Genomic DNA, 20,340 nt, shown 5'->3' on the forward strand with positions numbered 1-20,340 from the left:
TCAATCTTAACGGATCGTTTACGGTGAAGGTGGAAACATGGACGAGCTTTACATCCTTGGCTGTTTGTTCCTGGTTTTTGCGCTGGTAGTGGCACCCGTGCTGGCGGTTATCGGCTTTAACCGAAGCACGGCGGCGAAGCAGGAGATCGCCCGGCTTCGCCAGCGCATTGAGGCGCTTGAGCAGCGTGGTGTGGCTGAAAAAGTGCCGGAGCCGGTGCAGTCCGTCACGCCGGTGGAGGAACCAGCGGCAGAGGCCGTTACCGCACTTGTCGATCCCTGGCGTCCCGAACCGCCCGTCACCGAAGCAAAACCTGCACCTGTACGGGCGGCGAAACGGCCTTCTGCCTTTGGCGGCATTCTCTCCTCGCTGACGCGCTGGTTCATGCAGGGCAATCCGCTGGCGAAGCTGGGGATAGTGCTGCTCTTCCTGGGTCTCTCTTTCCTGCTGCGCTATACCGTTGAACATTCACTGTTCCCGCTTGAGCTGCGCCTTGCTGCCACGGCGCTGTTTGCCATGGTTCTGCTGGTCATTGGCTGGCGGCTGCGGCACAGGCAGCGTATCTATGCCCTTATTCTACAGGGCGGGGCGACCGGCGTACTCTACCTGACCGTCTTTGGCGCATTCCGGCTGTGGCAGATGCTGCCGATGACCCTGGCGTTTGCGCTGCTGGTGGTGATTTGCGCGGCGAGCGTTGGGCTGGCCGTTCTGCAAAGGGCCCTGAGCCTTGCCATGCTGGCGAGCCTCGGCGGGTATCTCGCCCCGCTGCTTCTGTCGACGGGCGGGGGAAGCTTTGTGGCGCTGTTCTCCTTCTATCTTCTGCTGTCCATCGGCATTCTCGTCATCAGCATCTGGCAGCACTGGCGCGAGCTCAATCTGCTCGGGCTGCTCTTTACGTTCGGCGTTGGCGGCTTGTGGGGGCTGAGCGACTACCAGCCTGAAGACTACGTCATCTGCCAACTGTTTCTGATCGCCAATACGCTGATTTTCGGCGTGTTTAGCGTGGCGCTGTCGCTGCGGGCGCAGGAAAAAGGCAAGCAGATTATTGACGGCGTACTGCTGTTTGCCCCGCCGCTGGTGGGGTTTGGGATGCAGTACGGCATGACCTCGCACTGGACGTACGGCCCGGCGCTCAGCGCGCTGGGCTACGGTGCGTTTTACCTCTCGCTGGCGTTTCTCGCGCTGCGGCGCTATCCCTCCATCGGACGACCGCTGGTTATGGCGGCGCTGGCGATTGGCGGCGGGTTTGCCACGCTTGCCATCCCGCTGGCGCTGTCGGCACGCTGGACGGCGATGGTCTGGGCGCTGGAAGGGCTGGGCATCCTGTGGCTGGGCGTACAACAGCAGCAGCGGCGCATGAGTTATAGCGGGACGGCGCTGCTGGTCCTGGCGCTCGGCAGCGCCACGTGGGCGCAGATGAACGGCGTCACGTCGCTGAGCCTGCTGCTGATCTTCGCGGTGCTTAGCCTCTGCTGGCTGGCTGCGGCCTGGCTGTGGCGGAAAATCGCGCAGCCAGGCAGCTGGGCGCTGCTGGCAGGCGGGCTGCTGTTCTGGCTGGTGGCGCTGATGGGCGCGTCGCAGTTGATCCTCAAGCCGCAGTTAGCGGTTCTGGCGGGCGTGCTGGCGCTGACGGCGGCATCGGCCTGGGGCTGGCGGCAAATTGCCGCGCGTCTGGCATGGCGGGAGCTGGATGCCAGTAAATGGCTGCTGTGGCCGATGATGCTGCTGATGGTGCTGTATCAGGTCTCGCACCAGCAGATCCTGGCAGCCGGCTGGGCAAATCTGGCCTGGTGTATTGCGCTTCCTGCCGCCCTTATGCTGCTGCGGCGCGACGAAGAAAAACGTCTTCCGCGCCTGTCGATGGGGCTGCACCTGTCGCTGTTGTGGATGATTTTGCTGGCGCTGGGCGCTGAGCTTTACTGGTTTGCCCGCTCCCTGCCGTGGGGGATGGCGGCCTGGGGAAGCGGCATCGCCATGGCTGTTGGCGGTGGGGTGATTATGATGCTCTCCGCGGCCGTCCGGCATCGTGCGTGGCCGTTCCGGGTCTGGCCTGCACTCTATGCCTGTCTTAGCATGATACCGGTGGTTGTGGTGCTCCTGGTATTGCTGGTGGTCACCAATTTCCAGGACGGCGTGGTCTATCGACAGACCTGGCTGCCGCTGGTGAACCCGCTTGAGGAAGGGGCGGCGTTTGCCCTGCTGGGGCTGGTGGTCTTCTATCGGGCCGTGGCGAGCTACTATCCGGCATCGCTTGCGCAGTCCCGACCATGGCCCGCCGTTGCGCTGATGGCGCTTGGCTTCTGGTGGCTTAACGGCGCGCTGCTTCGCGCGCTGGCGTGGTACGGCGAGGTGGCCTGGAACATGGAATCATTGTGGCATTCGCGGCTTATTCAGACCACCTTTGCCCTGTTCTGGATGTTCTGCGCGCTGGTGGTGATGATCCGCGCCACCCGTCGGGCCTCCCGCCAGCAGTGGCTTGGCGGTGCGACGCTGCTGGGCGTGGTCATGCTCAAGCTGATGCTGGTGGACAGTGCGGGCGGAGGCGGCCTGGCGCGCGCCGTCGCGTTTATTGGCGTGGCGATCCTGGTCCTGATTGTGGGCTATTTCTCGCCGCTACCGCCTAAAGCAGGAGAAGAAAAATGAAATGGATGAAAGCGGTTGTTTGTGCGGCACTGCTGGCCCAGTCCGGTCCGGCGATAAGCGAGAGCGCACCGGCGGAATCTCCCCGGAATTATGCCTTCGGCCTGTCCCTTGATACTTCAACAGCGTCGCCGTGGTATCGGGTCACGCTGCCGTTGTCCGTTTACCAGCAGAGCACATCGCCCGATCTGCGCGACGTTCGCGTGTTTAATCAGGCGGGTGAGGCGGTACCGTTCAGCCTGGTTACCACAACGCGTCCGCAGCCGGCACCGACCACAACGCCTCTGCGCCTCTTTGCGCTTAACGCCTCGCCGGACAGGGAAGAGGGCAGCGGCGAGAAAATTATGCTGCGGGCCAGAAACGGCGTGGAAATTGTGCTGGAAGGGCAGACAGCAGCGGCGGCCGGACAACGCTATCTGCTGACTCTGCCGGAAAACGCGGCTGAGGTTCCGCTCTCTCAGCTCCAGCTGATTTGGGACGCGCCGCAGGGCTCGTGGCAGGGGACCGCATCGGTCTATTACGGTGAGGATCTGAAAAACTGGTCAACCCTGCGCGAAGAGATGCCGCTGCTGGACGTGATCAGCGGGCAGGATCGCCTTAAGCTCGACCGCATCGATACCGATCTGGTGTTATCCCCTGAGGCGAATCGTTATCTGCTTTTAGTGCTGAACACGGGGCATTCTGCCCTGACGTTAACCGGCGTCAACGCCATTAACGCCCCTGCACAGGCGGGATCTGAACACATTAGCCTGGCGGGAGAGGGAGAGCGTGTATCCGAAAGCGAAGCCGTGTGGCGCTGGACGCATCCGCAACCCCTCAGTGCGATTGGCTTCATGCTGAATGGCGACGGCGTTCTCCCGGTAGAAATAGCCTGGCGGAGTTCGGACAAAGATCGGTGGCATACGCTGAAAAAAGAGGTGATCTACCAGCTTGGCGGTAAAACGTCTGAACCCATTTCGCTTCCGGGCGGGCTGATCGAGGCGGTGAAAATTAACGCCCTGAACGCGCGCCTGCCGGAGAACCTGCCGGGCGTGACCGGGCAACGCGTGCGCTACGACCTGGTGTTCAACGCGCAGGGAAAAGGGCCGTACCTGCTCGCGTGGGGGAACGGGGCCGCTAAACCGGCAAGCGTGGAAATGGATATGCTGATCCCGTCCGGGCTGCGTAAGACCTACGATCTGGCAGCCCTGCCGATGGCCGATACGCTGGAGGCTGTCCCGCTGGGTGGCGAGGCGCGTTTAACCGCGACGTCTGCGGCAGAGCAGGAAAGCCGGATGAAAACGCTGATGGTCTGGGGCGTACTGATCGCCGGGGTATTGCTGCTTGCGGGGATGGCATGGCGAGTCTGGCGCGAGGTAAAAAAAGACGGCGCCGCATAAGGCATAAAAAAACCCGCGTATTCGCGGGTTTTTCGTAAACCGTACCGATTACAGGCTGGATACGTTCTCAGACAGGTATTTAGCTACGCCGTCTGGGGAAGCAGCCATACCTTCTTTACCTTTTTCCCACTGAGCCGGGCACACTTCACCGTGCTCTTCGTGGAACTGGAGCGCGTCAACCATGCGCAGCATTTCGTCGATGTTACGACCCAGCGGCAGATCGTTCACAACCTGGTGACGAACGATGCCGTTTGCGTCGATCAGGAAAGAACCACGCAGTGCAACGCCAGCGTCCGGATGTTCGATACCGTAAGCCTGCTGGATTTCGCGTTTGATGTCCGCAACCATCGCGTATTTCACCGCACCGATGCCGCCGTTTTCGACAGGGGTGTTACGCCATGCGTTGTGTACAAATTCAGAGTCGAAGGAGACGCCAACCACTTCCACGCCACGCTTCTGGAATTCTTCGTAACGTTTGTCGAACGCGATCAGCTCAGACGGGCAAACGAAAGTGAAGTCCATTGGCCAGAAGAACAGAACGGTTGCTTTACCGTTGGTGTGCTGTTTGAAGTTGAAGTTTTCAACGATTTCACCGTTACCCAGAACTGCGGCAGCTGTAAAATCCGGGGCCGGACGAGTTACCAGAACCATATGATTCTCCTGTAGATACTAAGGTTATTTGGAACGCAACGCGGGCCAGTATAGAGACTGCGCGGGAATAAGACAAAGAGGTGGTAACAATCGTTCCACCAGTTTTTACCTATCAATCAAACCGGCATCACAGTTCTTTATTTTTTGCCTGCATCATCATACGCGGGTAGAACTGCCAGAAGCGGGTTTCCAGCGCATCGTAATGTTCATCCAGGTCATGCCATGAGTCGCGCAGCGCGTCCAGACGCGGGCGGCGGCTCGCCATGCCGTTCAGGACGTTCTGAATAAAATCCATCTCGCGGTATCGCTCCAGCCAGCGTTCAGACCACAGATAGTTATTCAGATTCACAAAGCGCGGCGGGGAGTCCGGCAAAATGATCGAGACCTGTGCGTGGGCGTAGCGCACAAACTCTGGCAGCGTCATGTCAGTCGACAGCTGTGACCAGTGGCGCGACAGGAAATGATCCCACATTACGTCGAGCGTGATTGGCGCCACGCGTCGCGTTTCGGGGCGGAACCAGGCTTTGGCTTCCGTTACTTCCGGCAGGTTATCGGTCAGCACGTCGATGCGGCGGTGCATAAAAATCCCGTCGACAACCTCGGGGGAATAGTCTTCCGCGGGGTTGCCGCGCACGAAATCGGCCAGCAAATTGCCGGAGAGGGAGCTGTCCGCGAGGTGAGCCAGATGCAGGTGAGCGAGAAAATTCATGCGTTTTATTTGTCCGGTGGCGGCTAGTTGTTGCAGCAAAAGGGCGCGAGCACTAGACTATGCCGCCTGTTTTTAAGTCACGAGTATACGTCATGCGCGTCGCCGATTTCTCCTTTGAACTACCTGAATCCCTGATTGCTCACTACCCCATGCCTGAGCGTAGCAGCTGTCGCTTGCTGTCACTGGACGGGCCAACGGGCGCGCTGACGCACGGTACTTTCACCGATCTGCTCGACAAGCTCAACCCTGGCGATCTGCTGGTCTTTAACAATACCCGCGTGATCCCGGCGCGCCTGTTTGGCCGTAAGGCCAGCGGCGGCAAGATTGAAGTGCTGGTCGAACGTATGCTCGATGATAAACGTATTCTGGCACATATTCGCGCCTCCAAGGCGCCGAAGCCGGGTGCTGAGCTGCTGCTGGGCGATGACGAGAGTATCAAAGCGACCATGACCGCGCGCCACGACGCGCTGTTCGAGGTGGCGTTCGACGACGAGCGCACGGTGCTTGATATCCTCAACACCATCGGCCACATGCCGCTGCCGCCGTACATTGAGCGCCCGGATGAAGAGGCCGACCGCGAACTGTATCAGACCGTCTACAGCCAGAAGCCTGGCGCGGTCGCGGCCCCGACCGCAGGCCTGCACTTTGATGAACCGCTGCTGGAAAAGCTGCGCGCCAAAGGCATTGAGATGGCCTTCGTGACGCTGCACGTTGGCGCGGGTACGTTCCAGCCGGTGCGCGTGGACAGCATTGAAGACCACATCATGCACTCTGAGTACGCCGAAGTGCCGCAGGAGGTTGTGGATGCGGTGCTGGCGGCGAAAGCGCGCGGCAGCCGCGTCGTGGCTGTCGGAACGACATCCGTGCGTTCTCTTGAGAGCGCCGCGCAGGCCGCGAAAAGCGAGTTGATTGAGCCGTTCTTTGGCGATACGCAGATCTTTATTTACCCGGGCTATCAGTACAAAGTCATTGATGCGCTGGTGACCAACTTCCATCTGCCTGAATCTACATTGATTATGCTGGTGTCCGCGTTTGCGGGGTATCAGCATACGATGAATGCCTACAAGTCTGCGGTAGAACAAAAATATCGCTTTTTTAGCTACGGTGACGCGATGTTTATCACGTACAATCCGCAGGCTTTGAATGAGCGTGTCGGGGAATAAGTCCGCGGCACCGTATGACAACGTTGGACTGTTTTTCTGACGTCGGAGAAAAAATGAAATTTGAACTTGATACCACCGACGGTCGCGCGCGTCGCGGTCGCCTGGTGTTTGATCGCGGCGTGGTTGAAACCCCCGCGTTTATGCCTGTGGGCACGTACGGCACCGTAAAAGGGATGACGCCGGAAGAAGTTGAAGCCACGGGCGCACAGATTATTCTCGGCAACACCTTCCACCTGTGGCTGCGTCCGGGCCAGGAGATCATGAAGCTCCACGGCGATCTGCACGATTTCATGCAGTGGAAAGGCCCGATCCTGACCGACTCCGGCGGTTTCCAGGTCTTCAGCCTGGGCGATATCCGCAAAATCACAGAGCAGGGCGTACATTTCCGTAACCCGATCAACGGCGATCCGATCTTCCTCGATCCGGAAAAATCGATGGAGATTCAGTACGATCTCGGCTCCGATATTGTGATGATCTTCGACGAATGTACGCCATACCCGGCGGACTGGGACTATGCGAAACGCTCCATGGAGATGTCCCTGCGCTGGGCGAAGCGTAGCCGCGACCGTTTTGATTCCCTGCAAAACAAAAATGCGCTGTTCGGCATTATTCAGGGCAGCGTTTACGAAGATTTACGCGATATCTCCGTTAAAGGTCTGGTAGAGATAGGCTTTGATGGCTACGCTGTCGGCGGTTTGGCTGTGGGTGAGCCGAAGGAAGATATGCACCGCATTCTGGAGCATGTCTGCCCGCAAATCCCGGCGGATAAACCACGATACCTGATGGGGGTGGGTAAGCCAGAAGATCTGGTGGAAGGCGTACGTCGCGGCATTGATATGTTCGACTGCGTGATGCCTACCCGAAACGCACGTAACGGTCATCTGTTCGTTACCGATGGCGTGGTGAAAATCCGTAACGCGAAGCATAAGAGTGACACCAGCCCGCTCGATTCCGAGTGCGATTGCTATACCTGTCGCAATTATTCTCGCGCGTATCTGCATCATCTCGATCGTTGCAACGAGATTTTGGGCGCGCGTCTCAATACCATTCATAATCTTCGTTATTATCAGCGCTTAATGGCTGGTTTACGTAAGGCTATCGAAGAGGGTAAATTAGAGAGCTTCGTGACCGATTTCTACCAACGTCAGGGGCGGGATGTTCCACCGTTGAACGTTGATTAATTTTAATAATGAGGGAATTTGAATGAGCTTTTTTATTTCTGATGCGGTAGCAGCAACGGGCGCACCAGCGCAGGGCAGCCCGATGTCTCTGATTCTGATGCTGGTTGTGTTCGGTCTGATCTTCTACTTCATGATCCTGCGTCCACAGCAGAAGCGTACTAAAGAGCACAAAAACCTGATGAACTCCATCGCGAAAGGCGATGAAGTCCTGACCAATGGTGGCCTGGTAGGTCGCGTTACCAAAGTAGCGGAAAACGGCTACATTGCTATCGCCCTCAACGACACCACTGAAGTGGTTATCAAACGTGACTTCGTAGCTGCCGTTCTGCCGAAAGGCACCATGAAGGCGCTGTAATCCCAACTTTTCCCAAAGGGAACTGCCGTGTTAAACCGTTATCCTTTGTGGAAGTACATCATGCTGGTCGTCGTGATTATCGTCGGCCTGCTGTACGCGCTTCCCAACCTGTATGGTGAGGATCCGGCCGTTCAAATCACTGGCGCGCGCGGTGTCGCCGCCAGTGAGCAAACGCTGATCCAGGTCCAGAAAACGTTACAAGAAGAAAAAATTACCGCTAAGTCTGTGGCACTGGAAGAGGGCGCAATTCTTGCTCGCTTCGACACCACCGACACGCAGCTCCGCGCACGTGAAGCGCTGATGGGCGTGCTGGGTGATAAATACGTCGTGGCGCTTAACCTTGCTCCTGCAACCCCGCGCTGGCTGGCTGCGCTGAACGCAGAGCCAATGAAACTGGGTCTTGACCTGCGTGGTGGTGTTCACTTCCTGATGGAAGTGGATATGGATACCGCGCTCGGCAAGCTACAGGAACAGAATATCGACAGCCTGCGCAGCGATCTGCGCGATAAGGGCATTCCGTACACCACCGTACGCAAAGAAGATAACTACGGTATGAGCATCACGTTCCGCGACAGCGCGGCACGCGATCAGGCTGTGACTTATCTGTCTCAGCGTCACCGCGATCTGGTGATCACCTCTCAGGGCAGCAACCAGCTGCGTGCGGTCATGACCGACGCGCGTCTGAGTGAAGCGCGTGAATACGCCGTTCAGCAGAACATCAACATTCTGCGTAACCGTGTAAACCAGCTGGGCGTGGCTGAGCCACTGGTACAGCGTCAGGGTGCTGACCGTATCGTGGTTGAGCTGCCGGGTATCCAGGATACCGCACGTGCGAAAGAGATTCTGGGTGCGACAGCAACCCTGGAGTTCCGTCTGGTGAATTCCAACGTCGATCAGGCAGCTGCGGCCTCAGGCCGTGTCCCGGGCGATTCCGAAGTGAAACAGACCCGTGAAGGCCAGCCGGTTGTGCTGTACAAACGCGTGATCCTGACCGGTGACCATATCACCGACTCCACTTCAAGCCAGGATGAGTACAACCAGCCGCAGGTGAATATCTCGCTTGATAGCGCTGGTGGCAACATCATGTCTAACTTCACTAAGGACAACATCGGCAAGCCGATGGCGACCCTGTTCGTGGAGTACAAAGACAGCGGTAAGAAAGACGCCAACGGCCGTGCGGTGCTGGTGAAAGAGGAAGAGGTGATCAACATCGCCAACATCCAGTCTCGTCTGGGTAACAGCTTCCGTATCACCGGTATCAGCAACCCGAACGAAGCGCGTCAGCTCTCTCTGCTGCTGCGTGCCGGTGCGCTGATTGCGCCAATTCAGATTGTTGAAGAACGTACCATCGGTCCAACCCTGGGTATGCAGAACATCAAACAGGGTCTGGAAGCGTGTCTGGCCGGCCTGGCGGTGTCCATCATCTTCATGATCTTCTTCTACAAGAAGTTCGGCCTGATTGCGACGTCTGCGCTGATTGCCAACCTGGTGCTAATCATCGGCATCATGTCCCTGCTGCCGGGGGCGACGCTAACCATGCCGGGTATAGCGGGTATCGTCCTGACCCTTGCGGTGGCGGTCGACGCCAACGTACTGATAAACGAACGTATCAAAGAAGAGCTGAGCAACGGTCGTTCTGTACAGCAGGCGATTGAAGAAGGCTACAAAGGGGCGTTCAGCTCCATCTTCGATGCGAACGTAACAACACTGATTAAGGTTCTTATCCTGTATGCAGTGGGTACTGGCGCGATCAAAGGCTTTGCGATTACTACCGGTATCGGTGTCGCAACGTCGATGTTTACCGCTATTGTCGGCACCCGTGCCATCGTGAACCTGCTGTACGGCGGCAAGCGCGTCAAAAAGCTGTCTATCTGAGGAGTGCGTTGTGGCACAGGAATATACTGTTGAACAATTGAACCACGGCCGTAAAGTCTGGGACTTTATGCGCTGGGACTACTGGGCCTTCGGCATTTCAGGTTTTCTGCTGATTTTGTCCATCGTCATTATGGGCGTGAAAGGCTTTAACTGGGGTCTGGACTTCACCGGTGGTACGGTGATCGAAATTACCCTGGAAAAACCGGTCGATATGGACCAGATGCGTGAGTCTCTGCAAAAGGCGGGCTTTGAAGAGCCGCTGCTCCAGAACTTTGGCAGCAGCCGCGACATCATGGTGCGTATGCCTCCGGTACACGATGCCAACGGCAGCCAGGAGCTGGGCAGCAAGGTCGTTCAGGTTATTAACGAAACGACCAGCCAGGACGCGACGGTTAAGCGTATTGAGTTCGTCGGCCCGAGTGTCGGTGCAGACCTGGCGCAGACCGGTGCGATGGCGCTGCTGGTGGCGCTGATCTCAATCCTGATTTACGTTGGTTTCCGCTTTGAGTGGCGACTGGCGGCAGGCGTGGTTATCGCCCTGGCGCACGACGTGGTGATCACCATGGGCATACTGTCTCTGTTCCACATTGAGATTGACCTGACAATTGTGGCATCCCTGATGTCCGTTATCGGTTACTCACTGAACGACAGTATCGTGGTATCTGACCGTATTCGTGAAAACTTCCGTAAGATCCGTCGCGGTACGCCGTACGAAATCTTTAACGTGTCGTTGACCCAGACGCTGCACCGTACGTTGATCACCTCCGGTACCACCCTGATGGTGATCCTGATGCTGTTCCTGTTCGGTGGCCCGGTGCTGGAAGGCTTCTCGCTGACCATGCTGATCGGTGTGTCTATCGGTACGGCCTCGTCTATCTACGTGGCGTCCGCGCTGGCGCTGAAGCTGGGCATGAAGCGCGAGCATCTGATCCAGCAGAAAGTCGAGAAAGAAGGGGCGGATCAGCCGTCTATTCTGCCGTAAGCGATCGTCTTACGCGGCATCGAAATCCCGGCCAGTTGGCCGGGATTTTTTTTGTCTGCATCTCACAAACACTCCTGACAGTATGCTGTCAGGAGCCCTGCCGTAGACTCCTTCTCAACCCTAACAACAGGCAGGAGGACGTATGAAAAGAGTTATTAACTGGTTTGAAATTCCGGTCGCCAATATGGATCGCGCCATCAAATTTTATGAGTCGGTGATGCAGGTCGCGCTGCGGCGCGAGAAGATGGACGTGGCTGAGCTGGCGATTTTCCCGCACGAGGATCCGGCCACGGGCGGCGCGCTGGCGAAATTTGACGGCGTTACACCGTCTTCGCAGGGCGCTATTATTTACCTGCATACTGCCAATCTGGCGGCCACGCTCGATCGTATTGCTTCTGCGGGCGGTGAGTGCGTGTTTGGCCCGCTGGAACTGCCGCAAGGCATTGGCACTATAGCCCTGTTTGCCGACAGCGAAGGTAATCGCGTCGGCCCAGGAAAAAGTGCTGGCGATCCTGCCAGAAGAGAGCCGCCGCAAAGCTGAGCAGACGCGGATTTACGCGCCGGATATTGCCCTTCAGCCACATTCCCGTAGTGGTTTCGACGTGATCCATCAGGCGATTTCCGCACAGCGCGTGCTGGCACTGCATTATCGTGATGAGGCTGGGCAGCTCTCAAAGCGCGAGGTTCAGCCGCTGGGCTTGTTCTTCTGGGGAGAGCGCTGGCTGCTGGCGGCGTGGTGTGAACGGCGCGATGACTATCGCTGTTTCCGGCTCGACCGATGCCTCAATATTGTGCAGACGAAGAGGCGGTTTAGCGAAAGTGCGGACAGGTCATTGGCAGATTTTTTGCGCAAGGTGAGGCAGTAAAAAGCCGGGTGGCGGCTACGCCTTACCCGGCCTACATTCGGATCGTAGGCCCGGTAAGCGTAGCGCCACCGGGCGGAATCCGCACTGATTAGAAGTTGTAACCCACCACCAGGTAACCACCCCAACCGGTAGAACGCACGCTGAAGTCGCCGTTGCCGAAGTTCAGGCTGGCGTCGTCGTTCCACTGACCGCCGTTGTGCCAGTAACGCGCAACAACAGAGTAGTGCCAGTGATCGTAGTTCAGCGCCAGGATGTGACTGGAGGCGATGGAGTCATTGGTGCGCGCCTTCTTGCCGTTCAGATCGCGGAAGTCGTTGTCGCCCAGGTCTGAACCCCAGTCAAAGTTGGTGAAGCCGATGTAGCTCAGGTTACCGCCCCACAGCTGGGTGATTGGCACAAAGTATTTCACTTTGAAACGGTAGCCGTCCCATTCGTTTTCGTTCGCGGCACCGTAGTTCTGCCACTGGTATTTTGCGTACACGTTCATGGACAGGCTCATTGGCAGGCCAGTCTCAATGTCGGTGCCCAGACCCATATACCAGGTGCTCTGACGACCGGACTTGTTGCGGCCCATGTCGTAGATGTAGTTGTTTGCGAAATACCACTCTTTGAACGGACCAAACGCCAGGCTGGTGCCGGTCAGCTTGTCGATGGAGAAGCGCGGCTCGATCTCCATGAACAGAGGGGAACCATGGTTCCAGATACCTTTCGCGTCGGTGTTACCACCGAAGAAGACCGGGGCATCCATGTAGCCGTAGAAATCAAACCAGTCTTTTTTAGCGAACGCTTCGTACTCAAGGTAGGTATCGTTACGGATCTGCGGTCCGAAACGGGTGTGGTAACTGCCCACAACGTTAACGCTCTGATGCCACCAGTCAGAAACATATTCTGGCTTGGTATTCTCCGCAGCGTTAGCCGTGAAAGAGGAGGAGAGTGCCAGAACTGCACCGGCTGCGAGTAATGTTTTTTTCATAATCATGCCACTGATTGAAATTCCCTTCCGGGAGTGAAAAATGCGCGAATTGCGTTTCTAAATATTTCGTGTTTCTGCGGAGCCTATTATAGGAATCCTTGCTCACAAAAATATGTGGTGTTTCACATATCTCTCACATACGTAATCGATTGCGTTCACGTTTGCGTACTTTAGACGGGCGGGATTGTAGCGGCAATCATTTATGTTGCCAATCCATACGAAATGTAAATGTTAGCGGAGTGACATTTCACTCCGCTAAAAGTGAAGGTTATTGCGCGGCGGGTTGAATGTCGTGAATGCGGATAAAGCCTAACTGTTCCGGCGTCAGGCCGCTCAGCTGAACCGGGATGTCCACGTCGCTTGGTGCCAGCGTGCTGGCGGGGGCGGTGAAAAGCTGGTTCTTCACGTTCACTTCCTGATAGTTCTCGGTAGTGCCCTGGATCTGTCCCCACTCCACGGTGCCGGTAAAGGCCGGAAGCGGATCGTTGGACTCACCCTGGATACGCAATGTTGCGCGCGTACCATCCGCATTGGCTGCAACATTCACCAGAGACATTTTTAGCATGCCAATCTGGCTGTTGAGTCGGGCAGGCGTATTAGCCCCTGGCAACAGATAAACGCCATTGCTGGATTTGGCATTCAGCGCGTTCTGCTGGGTGATCTTTACGGTTTCCTGGTTAAGTTTGTTCATCGCCACGTTGAGCGTATTCACGCTTTGTTTCATCTCGCGGACTTCACTTTGCTGTGCGCAGGCGCTGAGCGTGAACAGGCTCCCCACCAGCACGATTTTCAGGTAACGTCTTGTCATTGCGTTTAATTCCTTGAAATCACAGAGTGCTGCAATGGTAGACAGGATAGTGCCGCCAGGCATAGATCCTTTGTCTCAAAAAGCTCTTCCTTTGTTGTCGGGCCAGTTCAGGGTAAAATAGAAATCAGTTAACCAGATAACAGGGACATCGTATGCATTGCCCATTTTGCTCCGCCGTGGATACCAAAGTCATCGACTCACGTCTTGTAGGCGAAGGGTCTTCCGTGCGCCGTCGCCGGCAGTGTCTGGTGTGCAACGAGCGTTTTACCACCTTCGAGGTGGCAGAGCTGGTCATGCCGCGCGTGGTAAAAAGTAACGATGTGCGCGAACCGTTCAATGAAGAAAAACTGCGCAGCGGGATGCTCAAGGCGCTGGAAAAACGGCCCGTCAGCTCCGATGACGTCGAAATGGCGTTAAACCACATTAAATCTTATCTGCGCGGGTTAGGCGAGCGCGAAGTACCGAGCAAAATGATTGGTAATCTGGTGATGGAACAGCTGAAAAAGCTCGATAAAGTCGCCTACATCCGCTTCGCCTCCGTTTACCGCAGCTTTGAAGACATCAAAGAGTTTGGCGAAGAAATCGCCCGCTTACAGGATTAAGCCCATGCACGACGAGATGTACATGGCGCGAGCCATGAAGCTGGCGCAGCGCGGTCGGTTTACCACTCACCCTAACCCCAACGTCGGGTGCGTCATTGTTAAAGATGGCGAGATTGTGGGGGAAGGTTTTCACTACCGCGCAGGCGAGCCGCATGCTGAAGTGCATGCCCTGCGTATGGCGGGGGAGAACGCGCGTGGCGCGACGGCCTACGTGACGCTGGAGCCATGCAGCCACCACGGGCGTACGCCGCCGTGCTGTGAAGCGCTGATTGCGGCAGGGGTTTCGCGCGTGGTCGCCGCTATGCAGGATCCTAACCCGCAGGTGGCGGGCCGCGGCCTTTATCGTCTGCAACAGGAAGGGATCGACGTCAGCCACGGCCTGATGATGCAGGATGCGGAAGCCATCAACAAAGGCTTCCTGAAGCGCATGCGCACCGGCTTCCCGTTTATTCAGCTTAAGCTGGGTGCCTCACTGGATGGCCGTACGGCGATGGCCAACGGCGAGAGCCAGTGGATCACGTCCCCGCAGGCAAGGCGCGATGTGCAACGTCTGCGCGCGCAAAGCCATGCTATTCTCACCAGCAGTGAGACGGTGCTGGCTGACGATCCGGCGATGACCGTGCGCTGGGATGAGCTGAATGCGGATACCCAGGCGCTCTACCCGCAGGAGAACCTGCGCCAGCCGCTGCGCATTATTATTGATAGCCAGAACCGCGTGACGCCGGAGCACCGCATCGTGCAGCAGCCGGGTGAAACCTGGATTGCGCGCACGAAGGAAGATACGCGCGAGTGGCCGGAAGGCGTGCGCAGCATTATGGTGCCGGAGCATAACGGACATCTGGATCTCGTGGTGCTGATGATGTTGCTCGGCAAACAGCAGGTCAACAGCATCTGGGTCGAAGCCGGGCCGACGCTCGCCGGCGCGCTGCTCCAGGCGGGGCTGGTGGATGAGCTTCTCGTCTACGTTGCGCCTAAACTGTTAGGTAACGACGCCCGCGGCCTGTTTGTGCTGCCCGGCCTTGAAAAACTGGCCGATGCGCCGCAACTTTCATTCAGCGAGATTCGTCCGGTGGGCCCGGATGTCTGCCTCCATTTAACGACAGCGTAATTGCTCCCGAAATAGGGAAGCAGTGCGCAAAGTATTATGATAAAATCCGCCCCCCTGCGGGGCCAAATGAACCCGTAAAGGAAGAGTATGAACATTATTGAAGCTGCTGTAGCTACCCCGGACGCTCGCGTCGCCATCACCATTGCGCGTTTCAACAACTTCATCAACGATAGCCTGCTGGAAGGTGCGGTTGACGCCCTGAAACGTATCGGCCAGGTTAAAGATGACAATATTACCGTCGTTTGGGTACCAGGTGCTTATGAACTGCCACTGGCAGCAGGCGCGCTGGCGAAAACCGGTAAATACGACGCGGTGATTGCGCTGGGTACCGTTATTCGTGGCGGCACTGCGCACTTCGAATACGTTGCGGGCGGTGCAAGCAACGGTCTGGCGCACGTTGCGCAGGATGCTGAAATTCCTGTCGCGTTCGGCGTATTGACCACCGAAAGTATTGAACAAGCCATCGAACGTGCTGGCACCAAAGCCGGTAACAAAGGTGCAGAAGCTGCACTGACCGCGCTTGAAATGATCAATGTATTGAAAGCCATTAAGGCCTGATTTTTTTGTAAGGGGAATTCCGTGAAACCTGCTGCTCGTCGCCGCGCCCGTGAATGTGCCGTCCAGGCACTTTACTCCTGGCAGTTGTCCCAGAACGACATCGCTGATGTTGAATACCAGTTCCTGTCAGAACAGGACGTGAAAGACGTTGACGTTCTGTACTTCCGTGAACTGCTGTCGGGAGTGGCGACTAATAGCGCGTATCTCGATGGCCTGATGAAGCCATACCTGTCCCGTCTGCTCGAAGAGCTGGGCCAGGTGGAAAAAGCAGTGTTGCGTATCGCGCTGTTTGAGCTGTCTAAACGTGACGATGTGCCGTACAAAGTGGCCATCAACGAAGCGATCGAACTGGCGAAAACCTTCGGTGCTGAAGACAGCCACAAGTTTGTAAACGGCGTACTTGATAAAGCCGCACCTGCGATCCGTCCCCACAAAAAGTGATCCGCAAACCGGAGTCCTGCATTGCCGAAACGGCAGTGCGGCTCCGGTTTTTTCTTTTATTTGCTGAGGCATAACGTATGGCATGCGGCGAATTCTCCCTGATTGCCCGTTATTTCGACCGTGTCAGAACCTCTCGTCTTGATGTTGAAACCGGCATTGGCGATGACTGTGCACTTCTCAATGTTCCCGAAAAACAGACGCTGGCAATCAGCACCGACACCTTAGTATGTGGGCGTCACTTCCTGCCCGATATCGATCCTGCTGACCTGGCGTATAAGGCGCTGGCGGTCAACGTCAGCGATCTGGCGGCAATGGGCGCCGACCCGGCCTGGCTGACGCTGGCCCTGACACTGCCGGAGGTGGATGAAGCCTGGCTTGAAGCGTTCAGCGATGCGCTGTTTGAACAGCTGAACTATTACGATATGCAGCTGATTGGCGGTGACACCACTGCGGGTCCGCTATCGATGACCCTGGCCATTCACGGTTATGTGCCTGCCGGGCGCGCGCTCAAGCGCTCGGGCGCAAAACCGGGAGACTGGATCTACGTGACCGGCACGCCGGGAGACAGCGCGGCAGGTCTGGCGATCCTTCAGAACCGTTTAGCGGTTGAAGATGCGGACGATGCGGCGTACCTGGTGAAGCGTCACATGCGGCCAACGCCGCGTATTCTGCACGGTCAGGCGCTGCGCGAGCGGGCCAGTTCGGCTATCGACCTGTCTGACGGGCTGATCTCCGATCTTGGTCATATCCTGAAAGCCAGCGGCGTGGGCGCACGTATCGATCTTGATCTGTTCCCGCTGTCAGAGCCGCTGCGTCGTCATGCCGAGCCTGAACAGGCGCTGCGCTGGGCGTTATCCGGTGGGGAAGATTATGAGCTGTGCTTTACCGTTCCCGAACTGAATCGCGGGACGCTGGACGTGGCGTTAGCGCATCTGGGAGCGAAATTTACCTGCATCGGGCAGGTGATGCCGGAGAGCGAAGGGCTACTGTTTGTCCGTGATGGTGCCCCGGTTACGCTTGACTGGAAAGGGTACGATCATTTTGGGTGAGTGTTTTGCCGGGTGGCGCTACGCTTACCCGGCCTACAAATAGTGTGCGATCGTAGGCCGGGTAAGCCGCCACCCTGCAAGCGTTTACTTAAACCCCACCACCGGATGCTGCTGATACGGCGTCTCCAGCTCGGCAACCTGCTCAGGCGTCAGCGATAAATCCACCGCGCTTAACAACTCATCCAGCTGTTCTTCCCGCGATGTACCAATAATCGGTGCGGCGACACCCCGCTTGCCCAGCAGCCACGCCAGCGCCACCTGCGCGCGCGTTGCGCCGATATCGTCGGCGATCCCGGCTAAACGTTCGGCAATCAGCGCATCGCTGGCTTCCGTGTTGTCGTACAGATTTTTACCCACTTCATCCGATACCAGCCGCGCCGTGGTTTCTCCCCACGGACGGGTTAAGCGTCCGCGCGCCAGCGGGCTCCACGGGATCACCGCCACGCCTTCCTGGTCGCAGAGCGGCAGCATCTCGCGTTCTTCTTCCCGGTAAATCAGGTTGTAGTGATCCTGCATGGTGACAAAGCGTGCCCAGCCGTGCTGCGCCTGGATATCGAGCGCCTGAGCAAACTGCGACGCGTGCATGGACGACGCGCCGATATAGCGCGCTTTACCCGCTTTTACGACATCGTTCAGCGCTTCAAGCGTCTCTTCAATCGGCGTGTTGTAATCCCAGCGGTGGATTTGCAGCAGGTCGACGTAATCCATGTTCAGGCGTCTGAGGCTGTCATCGATGGAACGGAGGATCTGCGCGCGAGAAAGGCCTTCAGTCAGCTCGCCTGACGGGTAGTAAACCTTGGTGGCGACCACAATCTCATCCCGACGGGCAAAATCACGCAGGGCGCGGCCCACAATCTCTTCGCTGCTGCCGTCAGAGTAGCTGTTGGCGGTATCGAAGAAGTTGATGCCGCCGTCTATGGCGCGCTTGATGATAGGGCGGCTGCTCTCTTCCGGCAGCGTCCAGGCGTGATTTCCCCGGTCAGGCTCGCCAAAGGTCATGCAGCCCAGGCAAAGCCGGGACACCCTGAGGTCCGTTTTTCCTAATGTCGTGTATTGCATGGTTCCGCTCCTGCTGTTTAAACAATACGTTTAAGCATAGCAGGAGCAGAAAAGGGGAGGGATCAGGCCAGCCAGCTGCGGATTCTGGCTTCGATACCGGCGGCGTCCAGGCCGATATCGGCACGCGCCTCGTCCTGAGTACCTTGCGGGATAAAGTGGTCCGGCAGGCCGAGATTCAGCACCGGAACCCATTTACGGTTCGCCATCAGCACTTCATTCACGCCGCTACCCGCGCCACCCATGATGGCGTTCTCTTCCAGCGTGACCAGCACGTCATGGCTTTCCGCCATGCTCAGAATCAGAGATTCATCGAGCGGCTTCACAAAGCGCATATCCACCAGCGTCGCGTTCAGGGTTTCAGCAACTTTTGCCGCTTCCGGCATCAGCGTACCAAAGTTCAGGATCGCCACTTTTTCGCCGCGACGTTTCACCAGACCTTTACCGATGTCCAGCTTTTCCAGCGGCTGAAGTTCAACGCCAAGGGCATTGCCGCGCGGATAACGTACCGCGCAGGGGCCGTCCTGATAGTGGTAGCCGGTATACAGCATCTGACGACACTCGTTTTCGTCGCTTGGCGTCATGATGACCATGTCCGGGATGCAGCGCAGGAAGGAGAGATCAAACGCCCCCTGGTGCGTCTGGCCGTCGGCCCCCACGATGCCCGCGCGGTCGATAGCAAACAGCACCGGCAGCTTCTGGATGGCAACGTCATGGATCACCTGATCGTAGGCGCGTTGCAGGAAGGTGGAGTAAATCGCCACCACCGGCTTGTAGCCGCCAATCGCCAGCCCTGCCGCGAAGGTAACCGCGTGCTGCTCGGCGATGGCGACGTCGAAATACTGGTCCGGGTATTTTTTGGAGAACTCGACCATACCGGAGCCTTCACGCATGGCAGGCGTGACCGCCATCAGCTTGTTATCTTTTGCCGCCGTTTCGCACAGCCAGTCGCCAAAGATTTTTGAGTAGCTCGGCATTCCGCCGCTGCTTTTCGGCAGGCAGCCGCTGGTATGGTCAAATTTAGGCACCGCGTGGAAGGTGATCGGATCTTTTTCCGCCGGTTCGTAGCCACGCCCTTTTTTGGTCATGATGTGCAGGAACTGTGGGCCTTTCAGATCGCGCATGTTTTTCAGCGTGGTCACCAGACCCAGCACATCGTGCCCGTCCACCGGGCCGATATAGTTAAAGCCCAGTTCTTCGAACAGCGTACCCGGGACGACCATGCCTTTGATGTGTTCTTCGGTACGCTTGAGCAGCTCTTTGATCGGCGGCACGCCGGAGAAAACTTTTTTCCCGCCTTCCCGCAGGGAGGAGTAAAGCTTGCCGGAAAGCAGCTGCGCCAGATGGTTATTCAGCGCGCCGACGTTTTCGGAGATCGACATTTCGTTATCGTTGAGGATAACCAGCATGTCCGGCTTGATATCGCCCGCGTGGTTCATGGCTTCAAAAGCCATCCCGGCGGTGATCGCCCCGTCGCCAATGACGCAGACGGTACGGCGCTGCTTATTCTCTTTTTCGGCGGCAACGGCAATCCCGATGCCCGCGGAAATGGAGGTGGAGGAGTGGCCGACGCTTAACACGTCAAACTCGCTCTCGCCGCGCCACGGGAACGGATGCAGGCCACCCTTCTGGCGAATGGTGCCAATTTTATCGCGACGTCCGGTCAGAATTTTGTGCGGATAGGCCTGGTGGCCCACATCCCAGATCAGCTGATCGAACGGCGTGTTATAGACGTAATGCAACGCCACGGTCAGCTCAACCGTGCCAAGCCCGGAGGCGAAGTGGCCGCTGGAGCGGCTAACGCTGTCGAGCAGGTAGCGACGCAGCTCGTCACACAGCTTCGGCAGACTCTCTTTCGGCAACAGACGTAACTCCTGAGTGGAGTCAACTAACGCCAGTGTCGGGTATTTGGCAATATCAAAACTCATCAAAGGCTCATCGAGATA

19 protein-coding genes and 1 pseudogene are annotated in these 20,340 nt (G+C 57.3%); 14 read left to right on the forward strand and 6 right to left on the reverse strand.

Annotated features, from left to right (window positions below; translation table 11 throughout):
- Window positions 1–37: 37 nt before the first annotated feature.
- Window positions 38–2,641, forward strand: coding sequence for a DUF2339 domain-containing protein (locus IM267_RS02530; protein WP_193032636.1), 2,604 nt, complete (start codon window positions 38–40; stop codon window positions 2,639–2,641).
- A complete protein-coding gene (locus tag IM267_RS02535) occupies window positions 2,638–4,017 on the forward strand; it encodes a DUF3999 domain-containing protein (RefSeq protein WP_193032637.1) in 1,380 nt (459 codons plus the stop codon). The genes IM267_RS02530 and IM267_RS02535 overlap by 4 nt, the downstream gene beginning before the upstream one ends.
- Before the next feature lie 48 nt (window positions 4,018–4,065).
- On the opposite strand, the gene IM267_RS02540 is transcribed toward IM267_RS02535, so the two are convergent.
- Together IM267_RS02540 and acpH are read right to left on the reverse strand one after the other, a co-directional pair.
- Window positions 4,066–4,668, reverse strand: a complete 603-nt coding sequence (locus IM267_RS02540) for a peroxiredoxin C (RefSeq protein ID WP_003859113.1) — start codon at window positions 4,666–4,668, stop codon at window positions 4,066–4,068.
- A 127-nt stretch (window positions 4,669–4,795) separates the two neighbouring features.
- The gene (gene acpH / locus IM267_RS02545) at window positions 4,796–5,377 is read right to left on the reverse strand and encodes an ACP phosphodiesterase (RefSeq protein WP_063869087.1); all 582 of its coding nucleotides are present in this window, start codon (window positions 5,375–5,377) and stop codon (window positions 4,796–4,798) included.
- Between the two features lie 92 nt (window positions 5,378–5,469).
- Between acpH and queA the strand changes: the two genes are divergently transcribed.
- The 7 genes and pseudogenes from queA to IM267_RS02580 all read left to right on the forward strand — a co-directional run.
- A complete protein-coding gene (gene queA / locus IM267_RS02550) occupies window positions 5,470–6,540 on the forward strand; it encodes a tRNA preQ1(34) S-adenosylmethionine ribosyltransferase-isomerase QueA (RefSeq protein WP_063451708.1) in 1,071 nt (356 codons plus the stop codon).
- 53 nt (window positions 6,541–6,593) lie between these two features.
- On the forward strand, window positions 6,594–7,721 hold the full coding sequence (tgt, locus tag IM267_RS02555; RefSeq protein ID WP_003859110.1) for a tRNA guanosine(34) transglycosylase Tgt: 1,128 nt from the start codon (window positions 6,594–6,596) through the stop codon (window positions 7,719–7,721).
- A gap of 22 nt (window positions 7,722–7,743) precedes the next feature.
- Window positions 7,744–8,076 (forward strand): preprotein translocase subunit YajC, encoded by a 333-nt coding sequence (gene yajC / locus IM267_RS02560; RefSeq protein ID WP_003859109.1) that lies wholly within the window; start codon window positions 7,744–7,746, stop codon window positions 8,074–8,076.
- A 27-nt stretch (window positions 8,077–8,103) separates the two neighbouring features.
- Window positions 8,104–9,951 (forward strand): protein translocase subunit SecD, encoded by a 1,848-nt coding sequence (secD, locus tag IM267_RS02565; RefSeq protein ID WP_003859106.1) that lies wholly within the window; start codon window positions 8,104–8,106, stop codon window positions 9,949–9,951.
- 10 nt (window positions 9,952–9,961) lie between these two features.
- Complete coding sequence (gene secF, locus IM267_RS02570) at window positions 9,962–10,933, forward strand: protein translocase subunit SecF (RefSeq protein ID WP_003859105.1); 972 nt, start codon at window positions 9,962–9,964, stop codon at window positions 10,931–10,933.
- A 142-nt stretch (window positions 10,934–11,075) separates the two neighbouring features.
- Window positions 11,076–11,474 carry a VOC family protein gene (locus tag IM267_RS02575; protein WP_193032638.1) on the forward strand — a complete coding sequence of 133 codons (399 nt, stop codon included), beginning with the start codon at window positions 11,076–11,078 and terminating at the stop codon, window positions 11,472–11,474.
- Window positions 11,416–11,799, forward strand: a pseudogene (locus IM267_RS02580) (helix-turn-helix transcriptional regulator); the annotation flags it as partial. The gene IM267_RS02575 and the pseudogene IM267_RS02580, both read left to right, overlap by 59 nt.
- An 88-nt stretch (window positions 11,800–11,887) precedes the next feature.
- On the opposite strand, the gene IM267_RS02585 reads toward IM267_RS02580, so the two are convergent.
- Entirely contained in the window at window positions 11,888–12,772 is an 885-nt protein-coding gene (locus IM267_RS02585; protein WP_063451799.1) for a nucleoside-specific channel-forming protein Tsx, read from the reverse strand.
- A 268-nt stretch (window positions 12,773–13,040) separates the two neighbouring features.
- A complete protein-coding gene (locus IM267_RS02590) occupies window positions 13,041–13,580 on the reverse strand; it encodes a DUF3251 domain-containing protein (RefSeq protein WP_077221137.1) in 540 nt (179 codons plus the stop codon).
- A gap of 152 nt (window positions 13,581–13,732) precedes the next feature.
- On the opposite strand from IM267_RS02590, the gene nrdR reads away from it, so the two are divergent.
- From nrdR to thiL, 5 genes are all read left to right on the forward strand, one after another.
- On the forward strand, window positions 13,733–14,182 hold the full coding sequence (nrdR, locus tag IM267_RS02595; protein WP_003859099.1) for a transcriptional regulator NrdR: 450 nt from the start codon (window positions 13,733–13,735) through the stop codon (window positions 14,180–14,182).
- 4 nt (window positions 14,183–14,186) lie between these two features.
- Entirely contained in the window at window positions 14,187–15,290 is a 1,104-nt protein-coding gene (gene ribD, locus IM267_RS02600; protein WP_193032639.1) for a bifunctional diaminohydroxyphosphoribosylaminopyrimidine deaminase/5-amino-6-(5-phosphoribosylamino)uracil reductase RibD, read from the forward strand.
- Window positions 15,291–15,377: 87 nt separating this feature from the next.
- Window positions 15,378–15,848: a 6,7-dimethyl-8-ribityllumazine synthase gene (gene ribE / locus IM267_RS02605; RefSeq protein ID WP_003859098.1), complete on the forward strand. Its 471-nt coding sequence runs from the start codon at window positions 15,378–15,380 to the stop codon at window positions 15,846–15,848.
- A 21-nt stretch (window positions 15,849–15,869) separates the two neighbouring features.
- Window positions 15,870–16,289: a transcription antitermination factor NusB gene (gene nusB / locus IM267_RS02610; protein WP_006809908.1), complete on the forward strand. Its 420-nt coding sequence runs from the start codon at window positions 15,870–15,872 to the stop codon at window positions 16,287–16,289.
- A gap of 77 nt (window positions 16,290–16,366) precedes the next feature.
- Window positions 16,367–17,338 (forward strand): thiamine-phosphate kinase, encoded by a 972-nt coding sequence (thiL, locus tag IM267_RS02615; RefSeq protein WP_193032640.1) that lies wholly within the window; start codon window positions 16,367–16,369, stop codon window positions 17,336–17,338.
- Window positions 17,339–17,422: 84 nt separating this feature from the next.
- On the opposite strand, the gene IM267_RS02620 is transcribed toward thiL, so the two are convergent.
- Window positions 17,423–18,397: an aldo/keto reductase gene (locus IM267_RS02620; RefSeq protein ID WP_193032641.1), complete on the reverse strand. Its 975-nt coding sequence runs from the start codon at window positions 18,395–18,397 to the stop codon at window positions 17,423–17,425.
- 62 nt (window positions 18,398–18,459) lie between these two features.
- Entirely contained in the window at window positions 18,460–20,322 is a 1,863-nt protein-coding gene (gene dxs, locus IM267_RS02625) for a 1-deoxy-D-xylulose-5-phosphate synthase (protein ID WP_063869077.1), read from the reverse strand.
- Window positions 20,323–20,340: the final 18 nt, after the last annotated feature.

Source organism: Enterobacter cloacae complex sp. P15RS (assembly GCF_014895905.1).
Taxonomy (GTDB): domain Bacteria; phylum Pseudomonadota; class Gammaproteobacteria; order Enterobacterales; family Enterobacteriaceae; genus Enterobacter; species Enterobacter quasihormaechei.

What these genes read in the sequence shown, in the direction of transcription:
- IM267_RS02575 (WP_193032638.1), top strand. Translation starts at nt 11,076, where the DNA reads ATGAAAAGAGTTATTAACTGGTTTGAAATTCCGGTCGCCAATATGGAT.
- ribD (WP_193032639.1), top strand. Translation starts at nt 14,187, where the DNA reads ATGCACGACGAGATGTACATGGCGCGAGCCATGAAGCTGGCGCAGCGC.
- queA (WP_063451708.1), top strand. Translation starts at nt 5,470, where the DNA reads ATGCGCGTCGCCGATTTCTCCTTTGAACTACCTGAATCCCTGATTGCT.
- yajC (WP_003859109.1), top strand. Translation starts at nt 7,744, where the DNA reads ATGAGCTTTTTTATTTCTGATGCGGTAGCAGCAACGGGCGCACCAGCG.
- IM267_RS02535 (WP_193032637.1), top strand. Translation starts at nt 2,638, where the DNA reads ATGAAATGGATGAAAGCGGTTGTTTGTGCGGCACTGCTGGCCCAGTCC.
- IM267_RS02585 (WP_063451799.1), bottom strand. Translation starts at nt 12,772, where the DNA reads ATGAAAAAAACATTACTCGCAGCCGGTGCAGTTCTGGCACTCTCCTCC.
- acpH (WP_063869087.1), bottom strand. Translation starts at nt 5,377, where the DNA reads ATGAATTTTCTCGCTCACCTGCATCTGGCTCACCTCGCGGACAGCTCC.
- thiL (WP_193032640.1), top strand. Translation starts at nt 16,367, where the DNA reads ATGGCATGCGGCGAATTCTCCCTGATTGCCCGTTATTTCGACCGTGTC.
- IM267_RS02590 (WP_077221137.1), bottom strand. Translation starts at nt 13,580, where the DNA reads ATGACAAGACGTTACCTGAAAATCGTGCTGGTGGGGAGCCTGTTCACG.
- IM267_RS02530 (WP_193032636.1), top strand. Translation starts at nt 38, where the DNA reads ATGGACGAGCTTTACATCCTTGGCTGTTTGTTCCTGGTTTTTGCGCTG.
- tgt (WP_003859110.1), top strand. Translation starts at nt 6,594, where the DNA reads ATGAAATTTGAACTTGATACCACCGACGGTCGCGCGCGTCGCGGTCGC.
- IM267_RS02540 (WP_003859113.1), bottom strand. Translation starts at nt 4,668, where the DNA reads ATGGTTCTGGTAACTCGTCCGGCCCCGGATTTTACAGCTGCCGCAGTT.
- nrdR (WP_003859099.1), top strand. Translation starts at nt 13,733, where the DNA reads ATGCATTGCCCATTTTGCTCCGCCGTGGATACCAAAGTCATCGACTCA.
- dxs (WP_063869077.1), bottom strand. Translation starts at nt 20,322, where the DNA reads ATGAGTTTTGATATTGCCAAATACCCGACACTGGCGTTAGTTGACTCC.
- ribE (WP_003859098.1), top strand. Translation starts at nt 15,378, where the DNA reads ATGAACATTATTGAAGCTGCTGTAGCTACCCCGGACGCTCGCGTCGCC.
- IM267_RS02620 (WP_193032641.1), bottom strand. Translation starts at nt 18,397, where the DNA reads ATGCAATACACGACATTAGGAAAAACGGACCTCAGGGTGTCCCGGCTT.